Source organism: Aeromicrobium sp. A1-2 (assembly GCF_003443875.1).
In the GTDB taxonomy this organism is placed as follows: Bacteria; Actinomycetota; Actinomycetes; order Propionibacteriales; family Nocardioidaceae; genus Aeromicrobium.
In genome coordinates this window covers 2,546,594-2,558,950 of sequence record NZ_CP027482.1, presented here as the reverse complement: position 1 = coordinate 2,558,950, position 12,357 = coordinate 2,546,594, and the positions used below count along the sequence as shown (strand labels likewise).

Annotated in this window: 12 protein-coding genes; 8 read left to right on the top strand and 4 right to left on the bottom strand. The window is 68.6% G+C overall.

Annotated elements, in window-relative coordinates; translation table 11 throughout:
* Positions 1 to 44 precede the first annotated feature (44 nt).
* Positions 45 to 947, top strand: coding sequence for an NAD(P)-dependent oxidoreductase (locus C6I20_RS12480; RefSeq protein WP_162891311.1), 903 nt, complete (start codon positions 45 to 47; stop codon positions 945 to 947).
* A complete protein-coding gene (locus C6I20_RS17150; protein ID WP_162891310.1) occupies positions 928 to 1,104 on the top strand; it encodes a hypothetical protein in 177 nt (58 codons plus the stop codon). Before C6I20_RS12480 ends, C6I20_RS17150 begins: the two co-directional genes overlap by 20 nt.
* 9 nt (positions 1,105 to 1,113) lie before the next feature.
* Here the strand turns inward: C6I20_RS17150 and mscL are convergent, their stop codons facing one another.
* Genes mscL through C6I20_RS12465 form a run of 3 tightly spaced genes read right to left on the bottom strand, consistent with a single transcriptional unit; the run spans position 1,114 to position 2,499 of the window.
* Positions 1,114 to 1,512 carry a large conductance mechanosensitive channel protein MscL gene (gene mscL / locus C6I20_RS12475; RefSeq protein ID WP_118396318.1) on the bottom strand — a complete coding sequence of 133 codons (399 nt, stop codon included), beginning with the start codon at positions 1,510 to 1,512 and terminating at the stop codon, positions 1,114 to 1,116.
* 58 nt (positions 1,513 to 1,570) lie between these two features.
* The gene (locus C6I20_RS12470) at positions 1,571 to 2,164 is read right to left on the bottom strand and encodes an SAF domain-containing protein (RefSeq protein ID WP_118396316.1); all 594 of its coding nucleotides are present in this window, start codon (positions 2,162 to 2,164) and stop codon (positions 1,571 to 1,573) included.
* Between the two features lie 53 nt (positions 2,165 to 2,217).
* Complete coding sequence (locus C6I20_RS12465) at positions 2,218 to 2,499, bottom strand: FmdB family zinc ribbon protein (protein WP_118396314.1); 282 nt, start codon at positions 2,497 to 2,499, stop codon at positions 2,218 to 2,220.
* 84 nt (positions 2,500 to 2,583) lie between these two features.
* On the opposite strand from C6I20_RS12465, the gene C6I20_RS12460 reads away from it, so the two are divergent.
* The 4 genes from C6I20_RS12460 to C6I20_RS12445 all read left to right on the top strand — a co-directional run bounded on the left by C6I20_RS12460 (position 2,584) and on the right by C6I20_RS12445 (position 8,894).
* Complete coding sequence (locus tag C6I20_RS12460) at positions 2,584 to 3,945, top strand: hemolysin family protein (RefSeq protein WP_118396312.1); 1,362 nt, start codon at positions 2,584 to 2,586, stop codon at positions 3,943 to 3,945.
* On the top strand, positions 3,942 to 4,979 hold the full coding sequence (locus tag C6I20_RS12455; RefSeq protein WP_118396310.1) for a hemolysin family protein: 1,038 nt from the start codon (positions 3,942 to 3,944) through the stop codon (positions 4,977 to 4,979). Before C6I20_RS12460 ends, C6I20_RS12455 begins: the two co-directional genes overlap by 4 nt.
* A gap of 59 nt (positions 4,980 to 5,038) precedes the next feature.
* Positions 5,039 to 7,531, top strand: coding sequence for a penicillin acylase family protein (locus C6I20_RS12450; RefSeq protein WP_216822886.1), 2,493 nt, complete (start codon positions 5,039 to 5,041; stop codon positions 7,529 to 7,531).
* A gap of 115 nt (positions 7,532 to 7,646) precedes the next feature.
* Positions 7,647 to 8,894, top strand: a complete 1,248-nt coding sequence (locus C6I20_RS12445) for an NlpC/P60 family protein (protein ID WP_118396308.1) — start codon at positions 7,647 to 7,649, stop codon at positions 8,892 to 8,894.
* An 11-nt stretch (positions 8,895 to 8,905) separates the two neighbouring features.
* Here the strand turns inward: C6I20_RS12445 and C6I20_RS12440 are convergent, their stop codons facing one another.
* Positions 8,906 to 9,466: a 5-formyltetrahydrofolate cyclo-ligase gene (locus C6I20_RS12440; protein ID WP_216822885.1), complete on the bottom strand. Its 561-nt coding sequence runs from the start codon at positions 9,464 to 9,466 to the stop codon at positions 8,906 to 8,908.
* A gap of 24 nt (positions 9,467 to 9,490) precedes the next feature.
* On the opposite strand from C6I20_RS12440, the gene C6I20_RS12435 reads away from it, so the two are divergent.
* Complete coding sequence (locus C6I20_RS12435; protein WP_118396306.1) at positions 9,491 to 10,858, top strand: UTP--glucose-1-phosphate uridylyltransferase; 1,368 nt, start codon at positions 9,491 to 9,493, stop codon at positions 10,856 to 10,858.
* 5 nt (positions 10,859 to 10,863) lie between these two features.
* On the top strand, positions 10,864 to 12,351 hold the full coding sequence (glp, locus tag C6I20_RS12430) for a gephyrin-like molybdotransferase Glp (protein WP_254052131.1): 1,488 nt from the start codon (positions 10,864 to 10,866) through the stop codon (positions 12,349 to 12,351).
* The last annotated feature ends 6 nt before the right edge of the window (positions 12,352 to 12,357 follow it).

Sequence of the window (12,357 nt, the reverse complement as noted above, 5' to 3'; positions counted from 1 at the left end):
ACCGGGTGAGACCTTCTCCCGGGAGTCCTCCACAGGGAGAGAACGTGAAGGTATTTCTCACGGGTGCGAGCGGGGTGATGGGCCGATCGTCCATCCAGGCGCTGCACGCCGCGGGCCACGACGTGGTTGGCCTGGCCCGCACACGCCAGAGCGCCGCGCAGATCGCCGGCGCCGGCGCCGAGCCATGCCTCGGCGACCTCTTCGACCGCTCGGCCATGGGCGCAGGCATGCGGGGATGTGATGCCGTCGCCAATCTCGCCACCCGGGTGCCGGTCGGGCGAGCGGCGCTGCGGCCCGGATCGCTCAAGGCGATCGACAAGATCCGGCTGCGTGGCTCGCGGATCGTCACGGAGGCAGCCGTCGATGCCGGCGTCGGGCGGATCATCCAGCAGAGCCTCAGCTTCATGTACGCGGATCAGCGCGACGACTGGATCAACGAGGACAGCCCGGTCGACGTGACCGGCGCGACCGAGCCCGTCGTCGTGGCCGAGAACAACGTCGAGGCGATCGCCGCGTCGGGCGGCACGGCAGTGAGCCTGCGGTTCGGCCTGATCGCCGGCAACGACGGCAACACGGCGTGGTTGTTCCGCCGGGCCGCAGCCGGGCGCTCGATTGGTCTCGGTGAGGAGACCTCCTGGATGCACGTGATCCATCCCGATGACGTCGGGACCGCCGTCGTGCACGCGCTGACGGCCCCCGGTGGCGTCTACAACGTCGGTGCTGAGCCGGTGCAGCGCCGCGACTACGTCGACGCGATAGCGATGGCGGCGGGACGCCGGGAGGGCCACTTCCTGCCTGGCTGGGTCTTGCGGCTCGGTGGTGAGAAGCTCGAGATCCTGACCCGCTCGCAGCGGGTGAGCTCACAGCTGTTCAGCGAGCGCACGGGCTGGTACCCACGTCACGCCACGCTCACACCGGAGTGGTTCCATGACCTCGTCCGAGCCTGACCGGGCCGAGCGGGAGCGGCGACGCAAAGCCGCCGAGATGCTCGGCGACCTGCTGCCCGCCACGACGACCGACGAGACGGACGAGGGCTGGAACGAGCAAGGCGGAACGTCGCGCGACGAGGAATACCTCCGCGACGTCCCGCCTCACCACGGCTAGCCCGGTGGGTTAGATCCCGGGTCGGCGAGCCAGCGCGTCACGGATCTCGCGCAGCAGCGCGGTGTCCTCCGGGACGGCCTCGGGCTCGTCCACGCCGGGGCCGGGCCGACGCATGGCCTGCATCTTCTGCACCGGCACGACGACCGCGAAGTAGATGACGGCCATCGTGACTGCGAAGACGATCAGCGCATTGATCAGCGCGCCGACGTCGACGAGGGTCTTGGAGCTGTCGGTGATCTGGAAGCCGAAGCCCTTCTCGCTGCCGCCACCCACCGACGCGACGATCGGGTTGATGAAGTTGTCGCCGAATGCCGCGACGAGCGAGGTGAATGCGACGCCGATGGCGATGCCGACGGCGAGATCGATGACGTTGCCGCGCATCAAGAAGTCCTTGAAACCCTTGATCATGGTGCCCCCTTCAGATGGAAACTGACCCTTCGACCATAGCGATGCCTCGGGCCAGCGACTAGGACGACGTGATCAGGCTGAACCGGGCCTCGAGGGCGGCCGTCGCCAGGACAAGAGCGATTTGCTCGGTCGTCACGATGCCGACCGGGCGCACTTCGTGGTCACTCGACGCCGATGGCAGCGTCACGATCTCGACGGCACGAGCCACCACCGTGGCCTTGCTCTCGCCGTCCGGGTCGACCGCGACGACGTCGACCCGGTCGCCGACGTGCAGTCCGGTCAGACCGTCGGCGCGGTCCACCCGGATCGTCGTCAGCACGGCGTCCTCGGCATAGCCCGACAGCGCGTCGTCCTGCAGGACTCGGTAGTCCGTGAGCATCTCGCCGGCACGCATGGGTCCCGCGATGCGCCGTCCCACGGCGGACGCCCGGCGGAGCGTGTGGGCCGGCCGCACGGATCGCGGGATCGTCGCCGTGCGAAGGTCCGATGCGGTCAGCACGTGACCGCTGCGCAGGTCGTGCTTGACCACGAGCACGGCGGCGCCGTCACTGCTCGGCCGGAGCGCGGTGAGCGCGGCCAGGACAGCCAGACCGGTGAAGAGTGCTGCGAGGCTGCGACGGTGCTCGAAGACGAAACGGTTGAAGCGGTCCATGTCCGGACTCTAGGAACTTTCGTCCTACCGCCGTAGTCGGTCGTCCACAGGGGTCAGGCTGCGGAGTCTTTGCCGGCCTTCTTGGCAGGTGCCGGCGCGGGAGCGCTCGGGGCGCTCTCCTTGGCAGCCGGCTTGGCGGCGTCCGACGAGGTCGACGTGGAGCGACTGTCGTTGCGGTAGAAGCCCGATCCCTTGAACACGACGCCCACGGCGTTGAACACCTTGCGGAGGTTGCCCTGGCAGTTGGGACAGACCGTCAGCGCGTCGTCGGTGAAGCTCTGCTGGACTTCCAGCGCTTCTCCGCAGTCCTTGCACTCGTACTGATACTTCGGCACGTCTGGCTCCCGCTCGATTGATGGTGCGTCCCAAGGGTACAGTTGCCGCACCGTGACCGATCCCGTCCCTCCCGGAGCCCAGCGATGACCGAATGGCTGCTCCTGGCCACGTCGTTCCTCCTGATGTTGTCCTGTGGAGTGTTCGTCGCCGCAGAGTTCTCGTTCGTCACGGTCGACCGCGCGACGATCGAGCGCGACGCCGAGGCCGGCGACGTCGGCGCGCAGGGCACGTTGCTGGCCCTCCGGAGCCTGTCGACCCAGCTCAGCGGTGCGCAGCTCGGCATCACGATGACCAACCTTGCGATCGGCTTCCTCGCTGAGCCGGCGATCGGCACGATCCTGCGCGGACCGCTGGAGTCAGCCGGGCTGGAAGGCGGGTCGGTCAAGGGCGTTGCCTACGGGATCGCGCTGGTGCTGAGCACCATCGTCACGATGCTGGTCGGTGAGCTCGTGCCGAAGAACTTCGCCCTGGCGCTCCCGCAGCGGACCGCGGCCCTGACCCAGTGGCCGCAGCGAATGTTCACCAAGGCGATGGCCTGGCCGATCCGGGCGCTCAACGGCATGGCCAACGCGATCTTGCGACTCCTCGGCGTCGAGCCGCAGGAGGAGCTGCGCTCGGCGCGCTCCCCCGTCGAGCTGCGGTCGCTCGTGCTCCGCTCGGCCAAGCAGGGCGCGATCGACGACGAGACCGCCGACCTGGTCGCCCGCAGCATCGCGTTCGGCGACCGCACGGCGGCCGATGTGCGTACGCCGCGCGTTCGCGTCCGCTTCCTGGAGGGGCGCGACACAGCACACGACGTCATCGAGGCCGCGCGGCAGACCGGGCACTCCAGATTTCCGATCATCGGCAGGAGCCCCGACGATGTGCTGGGAATCGTGCACGTCAAGCGCGCCGTTGCCGTTGCCCAGGACCGCCGCCGCTCGGTGCGGGTGTCCGAGATCGCCGACCCCGCGACGATCGTGCCTGACAGCATCGAGCTCGACCCGCTGCTGCTGGTGCTGCGCGAGCAGGGCATGCAGATGGCGGTCGTGGTCGACGAGTACGGCGGCACCGACGGAGTCGTCACGCTGGAGGACCTGGTGGAGGAGATCGTCGGCGACATCGCGGACGAGCACGACCGGCTGTCCTCTCGAAGCCGTCATCGTCGCGACGGCACCTGGTCGCTCTCGGGCCTGCTGCGACCTGACGAGGTGGAGGAGCAGACCGGCATCGCGCTGCCCGAAGGCGAAGACTACGAGACCATCGCGGGCCTGATCCTCGAGAAGCTTGGTCGCATCGGTGCACGTGGCGACGCCGTGACGCTGCATCTGGACCGCACTCCCGACGACGACGGCGACGATCCCGAGCCCCTGGTCGTGACGCTCATGATCGAGCGCATGGAAGGTCGTCGCATCGACCGGGTCTCGCTGACCGTCGACGACGACGGCACGGAGGAGACGGCATGAGCGACTGGTCCGGCGTCCTTCTCACGGTGGTGCTACTTGGTCTGAACGCGTTGTTCGTCGCGGCCGAGTTCGCGCTGATCTCGGCGCGCCGCACGCAGCTCGAGCCCCGGATCGCCGCAGGCTCGCGTCCCGCACGCATGGCGATGCGCGCGATCGAGAACATCACGCAGGTCATGGCGGCGGCCCAGCTCGGAATCACGATCTGCTCGTTGGGTCTTGGTGCCGTCGGCGAGCCCGCCATCGCACACCTCATGGAGCCGGCGTTCAAGGCAGTCAACGTGCCCGAGGGGCTGGTGCACCCGGTCTCGTTCGTCATCGCCATGACGATCGTCGTGTTCGCCCACGTCGTGCTCGGTGAGATGGTGCCGAAGAACCTTGCGCTCGTCGGACCGGACCGCGCCGCGTTGTTCCTCGGGCCGTTCATGCTCGGCGTCGTGGTGGTGCTCAAGCCGTTCGTCGTTGTGCTCAACGGGATCGCGAACGTCATCATCCGGTTGTTCCGCGTCGTGCCGGTCGACGAGGTCTCTTCGACCTACACCCACGACGAGGTCGCGGGCCTCGTCGAGGAGTCCCGACGGGAGGGTCTGCTCGACGAGGACGAGTACGGCCTGGTCTCGGGCGCCTTGGACTTCCACGAGGGCACGGTCGACCAGGTCCTGCTCCCGCGGGCGGGGCTGGTCACGATCCCGCCGAGTGCGACCCCGGTCGACGTCGAGCAGGCCTGCGCCGAGACAGGGTTCTCCCGGTTCCCGGTGCTCGACGCGCGGGGCGAGATCGCGGGCTACCTGCACATCAAGGACGTCCTCGACACCGACGACGAGTCGCGGCTCGAGACGATCGCGGACAAGTGGCTGCGGCCGCTGGCGACCGTTGTGGCCGGGTCCGGCCTGTACGAGGCGCTCCGCACGATGCAGGCGCGTGGATCACACATGGCACGGGTTGCCGACCAGTCCGGCGAGGTGCTCGGCGTCATCATGCTCGAGGACGTGCTGGAGGAGTTGGTCGGCGAGATCCGCAGCGCGGAGAAGGCCTGACCCGTCGGACCAGCGAGTCTTCGTCAGCAGGGTTCATGTGGGTTGCGTAGGGTGGCCCGGTGCGTCGGATCGTCATCGTCATCGCGGCCCTGGTCGCCGCCGTCCTGGTCGGGGCTGCGGTCCTGTCCTTCGTGACGGTGCGCAAGTCGTTCCCCGACACCACCGGCGCGGTGCAGGTCAACGCGCTGCACAGCGACGTCACGGTCAAGCGCGACGGCAAGGGCATCCCGCAGATTTATGCCGACGACCCCGAGGACCTGTTCTTCGCCCAGGGTTACGTGCAGGCCCAGGACCGCTTCTACGAGATGGACTTCCGCCGGCACGTGACCGGGGGTCGGTTGGCCGAGCTCGTCGGTGAGGGCGCACTCGACACCGACAAGTACGTCCGCACACTCGGTTGGCGTCGTGTGGCGCAGCAGGAGCTCGCTCTCCTCGACGATGAGACGCTCGGCCTGCTCAAGGCGTACGCGAACGGGGTCAACTCCTACATAGAGAACAAGTCGGCCACCGAGCTCTCGCTGGAGTACTCGGTGCTGGCACTCACCGGACCCGACTACCAGCCCGAGCCATGGTCCCCCGTCGACTCGCTGGCATGGATCAAGGCCATGGCATGGGACCTGCGCAGCAACATGGGCGACGAGATCTCCCGGGTGCTGTCCACCGCGAAGCTGCCGGTCGACCAGGTCGAGCAGCTCTACCCGGACTACCCCAAGGATCACGCCACGATCGTGGGTGGCAACGGCTCGGACGGTGGCGCGTCGTCCGGCGTCGATCCGAGCCTCGCGCGTTCAGCCGTGGCCTCGCTCCAAGCCGCCCAGGACGGCGCCGATGCACTGCCGGCGCTGCTCGGCACCGGCGATGGCATCGGCTCGAATTCCTGGGTCGTCGACGGCAAGCACTCCACGACCGGCAAGCCGATCCTGGCCAACGACCCGCACCTTGCGCCGTCCATGCCGGGCATCTGGTACCAGGTGGGACTGCACTGCCGGCAGGTCACCGAGGCATGCCCGTACGACGTCGCGGGCTTCTCCTTTGCCGGCCTGCCGGGCGTCGTGGTGGGCCACAACGCCTCGATCTCGTGGGGGGTGACGACGATGTACGCAGACGTCGCCGACCTCTACCTCGAGAAGGTGTCGGGCTCGACCTACGAGTACGACGGCGAGCAGGTCCCGCTGACGACGCGGAAGGAGACCTTTAAGGTCGCGGGCGGAAAGACCGAGACCATCACGGTCCGATCGACCCGTCACGGTCCGATCCTCTCCGATCTCGACGACGACATCGCCGACGTCGCGAGGCAGTCCCAGAAGACCGTCGGGGCGGGCACATATGCCGTGTCGCTGAGCTGGACCGCGCTGACCCCCGAGCCAACGATCAAGGCGGTGTTCGCGCTCGACCGGGCCCAGAACTGGACCGAGTTCCGCGCTGCGGCCAAGCTGTTCACGGTGCCGTCCCAGAACCTGGTCTACGCCGACGTCGACGGCAACATCGGCTATCAGTCGCCCGGCACGATCCCGATTCGCAAGACCGGTGACGGCAGGTGGCCGGTCCCCGGTTGGGATCCCGCGTACGCGTGGAAGGGGACCATTCCGTTCGAGAAGCTGCCGTCGGTGCTCAACCCGGACGAGGGCTTCATCGTCACGGCCAACAACAAGGTCATCGGTGACCAGTACCCGCTGACCCTCGGCGCCGACACCGCCCCGGGCTACCGCTCGCAGCGCATCCGCGAACTCCTGACAGCCAAGCCGACCCTGTCGGTGGCGGACATGTCACGAATCCAGATGGACACCTTCAGCCCGAACGCGGCCCAGCTCGTGCCGAAACTCCTGGCGGTTGACGTCGGCAGCGGCTACTACCGGCAGGGCCAGGACACCTTGCGGGGCTGGGACTACCGGCAGGCTGCTGATTCCTCTGCCGCTGCCTACTTCAACGTGGTGTGGAAGAACCTCCTGGCGGGCACCTTTCATGACGAGCTGCCCGAGAGCCAGTGGCCGACCGGCGGCGAGCGCTGGTTCAACGTCATGCGGACGATCATCGACGAGCCGAACAGTCACTGGTGGGATGACATCACCACTCCGCGCCGGACCGAGACCCGCGACGAGGTGCTCGTGGCAGCGATGCGTGCCGCTCGCGACGAGCTCACCAAGGTCCAGTCGCGCGATCCCGAGGACTGGTCATGGGGCCGACTGCACCGGCTCGACCTGGTCAACCCGACCCTCGGCGACTCGGGCGTGGAGCTGATCAACAAGTTGTTCAACCGTGGGCCGTACGAAGTCGGTGGCGGTGGTGGGCTCGTCGACGCGACCGGCTGGGACGCCACGGAGGGCTATGGCGTGACGGCTGTGCCCTCGATGCGGATGGTCGTCGACCTCGCGAATCTGGACCGTTCGCGCTGGATCCAGCTGACCGGCAACTCCGGCCACGCGTTCCACCAGAACTACATCGACCAGGCTGGGATGTGGGCACGCGGAGAGACGCTGCCGTGGTCGTTCTCGGCCGATGCGATCGACGAGGCCACCGAAGGCACCCTGATCCTTGCGCCCAGCGGGTCCTGAGGGAGCGGAATTGTGGACCCGGATCGCCGCTGATGCCAGCACCGACACGCATGTGACGGGTGTTAATTGTGGGATTGATGTTCCCACGGGGGTGTTTTCGGGCTAGGTTCGGCGCATGCGTGCCTTCCCCCTCGCGTGCCGCGGACTCGCGATCGCGACTGCCTGCTCGGTCGCCCTCGCCCTGGCCACCACGACCGGTGCGAGTGCCGACGACCCCACCGAGGCCCAGCTCCAGGTGCGTCTGGTGCAGTCTCGCCAGAACCTCGACAACCTCTATGCGGAGTCGGCTGCGGCCTCCGAACGACTCAACGGCGCGAAGTTCCAGCTCACGGAGGCGCGCTCGGAGCTGGCCGCCCAGCAGGCTGAGCTGGCCGTCGCACAGAAGCAGCTCGACGCGCAGCGAGCCCGGGTGGCGGAGCTGACGCTGCAACAGCTGCAGTCCAGCACCTCGACGACCGTGCTGACCTCGATGCTCGACAGTCAGGGGCCGCAGGAGCTGCTCGAGCGGGCGTCGGCCTATTCCAGCGTCAACCAGGCAGTTGCTGCTCGGCTCGACGCACTCGACGCCCGACAGGTCGTGCACGCCGCGGCCGCACGCCGCGCGGGTGTCGCTCTGGCCGCCCAGAAGAAGGCGGCAGCCGATCAGAAGCGGGCCGAGCGCTCGATCGATCTGACGATCGAGCGCGCTGAGGCCGCCGAGACCACAACCGCGCAGGAGCGCCGGACGCTTCTCGGGCAGCTGGCGACCGCGCGCAACACCTCGGTGGCCGAGGTCACCCGCGCGCAGGACGAGATCGACCAGCGGCTCGACCAGTCCGGACCGGGCGGACCCGTGGGGGGAGACACCACCTCGCGGGATCCGGATCCGACACCGGCTACTCCGACACCGTCTACTGCGACCTCGTCCACCTCCGCTCCGACGACTGCCGTCCCGACGACCCCGCGGCCCACACCCCCCGAGCCGCCGCCCACACCGGTCGATCCACCGCCCGCGGCCAGCAACAAGGTCGAGACCGCGATCGCCTACGCCAAGAAGCAGCTCGGCGAGCCCTACCGCTGGGGCGCAGCAGGCCCGTCGTCGTGGGACTGCTCGGGGCTCACGATGCGAGCGTGGCAGGCTGCGGGCATCAACCTGCCGCACTACGCCGGATCGCAGTACACCCGGACCACCAAGGTCTCGGTCAGCAAGATCAAGCGCGGCGATCTGCTCTACTGGAGCAACGGCAGCGCGGGCTCGATCTACCATGTCGCGATGTACCTCGGCGGCGGTCAGATGATCCAGTCGCCTCGCCCGGGCCGCAGCGTCGAGATCGTCTCCCTCTCGTACTGGATCGCGCCGGATCTCGCCTCCCGACCGGGCTAGCGAGACTCCCCTCAGGGGACCCGGAACAGGCCAGCGGGGGTCAGTGCCATCTGCACCGGCACGTCGTGCGCCTCGTGGGGCACCTCCGCCAGCAGCTCGTGCGTGAAGACCACAGCGCACGCTGGCGCGCGCAGACCGGCCAGCACGCGGTCGTAGTAACCCGCGCCGCGGCCGAGCCGGTGCCCTGCGTGGTCGACGGCGAGGGCTGGGACGATCACGACGTCGCATGAAAGAAGCGCGTCGGCACCCAGCCGGTCGCCGTCCGGCTCTGGAATGCCCAGCCCGGTCGTCGCGATCGGCGCCTCCGGATCGTACGAGACCCAGTCCAGCGTGTGGTCGGCCAGGCTCAGCGGCACGATGACCTCGATGCCGCGGGCGTGCAGCGACGCCACGAGCGGGCCGGTGCCCGGCTCGAACGGCATCGAGAGGTAGCAGGCGACTCGTCGGGCCCGTGCCACGATCGGCACGGCGAGGGCCTGGAGGGCGATCGCGTCGGCGGCCTCGGCACGTTCCCCGACGGTCATCGCGCGACGGCGGGCCAACAGATCGTCGCGTGCTCGTGCCTTCGCCACGCCCTGACGCTAACGTATGGAGCGATGTCCGGACTGGTGAAGGCTCAGCAGCGTATGGCCGCGGCCGACGTGCCGCAACGCGCGATCGACGTGTTCTCCTCGTTCTACGCCCAACTCCAGGACGGACGGAGCGGAATGATCCGCGAGGTCGACGTGGATCCGCTTGAGGGGATTGAGCACGCCGGCTCGCTCCACCTCACCGACGAGGAGTGCCGCGAGGCGGCGGCCGTCACGGCGGTCATCAAGCTCAACGGCGGTCTCGGCACGTCGATGGGCCTCGACCGGGCCAAGACGCTGTTGCCGGTGCGATCGGACCTGAACTTCCTCGACGTCATCGTCGGCCAGGTGCTGCATCTGCGCGAGACGCTTGACGTGCCGCTCCCGCTGCTGTTCATGAACAGCTTCCGCACCCGCGACGACACGCTGTCGGCGTTGTCGCGCTACGACCTGGCGGTCGGTGGGTTGCCGATCGACTTCCTGCAGAATCGTGAGCCCAAGCTGCGTGCCGACGATCTCTCGCCGGTGGACTGGCCGGCCGACCCGTCGCTCGAGTGGTGCCCGCCGGGCCACGGCGACCTCTACACCGCGCTCGAGGTGTCCGGGATCCTCGACGCGCTGATCGACGCGGGGTTCCGCTATGCCACGGTCTCCAACGCCGACAACCTGGGCGCGGCACCTGACCCGTCGATGATGGGCTGGTTCGCGGCCTCGGGGGCGCCGTACGCGGCAGAGGTCTGCCGGCGCACGCCTGCGGACGTCAAGGGCGGACACATCGTGGTGCGCAGGAGCGATGGGCGACTCGTGCTGCGCGAGACCGCGCAGACCGCCGCGGAGGATGCCGACGCTGCCGCTGACCCGGAGCGCCATCGCTTCTTCCACACCAACAACCTGTGGTTCGACCTGGCGGTCGTCAAGGAGACTCTCGCGGCGCGCGGTGGCATCCTCGGCCTGCCGCTGATCCGCAATGACAAGACCGTCGACCCCACCGACCCGACCTCGACCAAGGTCGTGCAGATCGAGTCGGCGATGGGTGCGGCCGTCGAGGTGTTCGACGGCGCGACCGCGATCGAGGTCGACCGTTCACGGTTTCTCCCGGTCAAGACCACCAACGACCTGCTGCTCCTGCGGTCGGACGTCTACGGGGTCGGTGCGGACTTCCGGCTCCGCTCGCAGGTCGACGCGGTACCACTGGTCGACCTGGATCGACGCTTCTTCACAACGATTGCAGACTTCGACGCACGGCTCCCCGAGGTGCCCTCGATGGTCGATGCGCACTCGCTGACGGTCAAGGGCGACTGGCGATTCGGTCGTGACGTGGCCGTGCGGGGCGATGTGACGCTCGAGGACACCGGCGCGGCCGAGAGCGTCCCCGCTGCCACACGGTTAGGCTGACACGCATGTCCCCAGGAGAAACCGACGGCGAATCGGAGCAGAACATGCTGCCGCTCGGTCCGGACGATCAACAAGCCTCCGTCGCGGGAACCTCGCAGGGCACCGCATCCGAGGACGCGGTGACGCAGTCGGTGCCCCAGCCTCCGCCCGCACCGACCCCCGCGACGCCCGCGCCGGCCGAGCCGGTGGACGGTGCCGCGGCCGTCAGCGCGACTCCGGCTGCACCCGCCGGCACGACCACGCGACCACGACCCGCGAGCGTCCGCGAGGGATTGTTGACGGTCGAGGACCACCTCGAGAAGATCCTGCGCGGAATCGGCCCGCTGGGCGCCTACGACCAGCCTCTCGTCGAGTCGCTGGGTCTGCCGCTGCACGAGGCCTTCGTCAGCCCGTCCGACCTGCCGTTGTTCGACAACTCCGCGATGGACGGATACGCGATCCGCGCCGAGGACGTCGTCGGTGCGAGCCGTGAGCAGCCAGTCGCCCTGCCGGTCGTCGGTGAGATCGCCGCGGGCTCCGCCCGACCGTTCGCGATCAGCGCCGGCACCGCGGTCAAGATCATGACCGGAGCGCCGATACCGCGCGGTGCCGACTCGGTCATCCCGTTCGAGAAAACCGATCGCGGCAACGCCCGCGTCGAGATCTACGAGTCCACCAAGCCGGGTGCGTGCATCCGACCCAAGGGCGATGACGTCAAGACTGGCGAGACGGTTCTGGATGAGGGCACGGTCCTCGGACCGCGAGAGATCGGCCTGCTGGCCGCACTCGGCGCACCTCGCGTCAAGGCCCGCCCGCGTCCCCGGGTCGTCGTCATCTCTACCGGCAGCGAGCTCCGTGAGCCCGGCACCCACCTGGACTACGACTCGATCAACGACGGCAACAGCTACATGCTGGCCGCAGCCGTCCGCGCTGCCGGGGCGATCTGCTATCGAGTCGGTGCGGTCGACGACAATCCCCGGACGTTCCGCAAGGTGCTGTCCGAGCAGCTCGTGCGCGCGGACCTGGTCGTGACCAGCGGCGGCATCAGCAAGGGCGACCACGATGTGGTCAAGGAGACGCTGTCAGCGTTGGGCACGGTCGACTTCGTCGAGGTCGCGATGCAGCCGGGAAAGCCGCAGGGCTTCGGTCGGGTCTTCGACGAGCAGACCCCGATCATCACGCTGCCGGGCAATGCCGTGTCGGCCTACGTCTCGTTCGAGGTGTTCGTGCTCCCGGCGATCCGACGCATGATGGGCCGTACGCCTTACCGTCGGCCGATGGTCCATGCGGTCCTGGCGTCCGACCTGCGGTCGACGCCCGGCATCCGGCAGTACGTCCGAGGGGTCTTCGAGGTCACCCACCGGGGCGCCAAGGTCACCCCGATCCAAGGCAACGGGTCTCACCTGGTCGGAGCGCTGGCCAAGGCCAATGCGCTGATCATCGTCGGTGAGGACCAGACCGCACTCAATCTCGGCGACACCGTCCGCACCCTCGTGCTGGATCGGCCGTTCTGACGATGA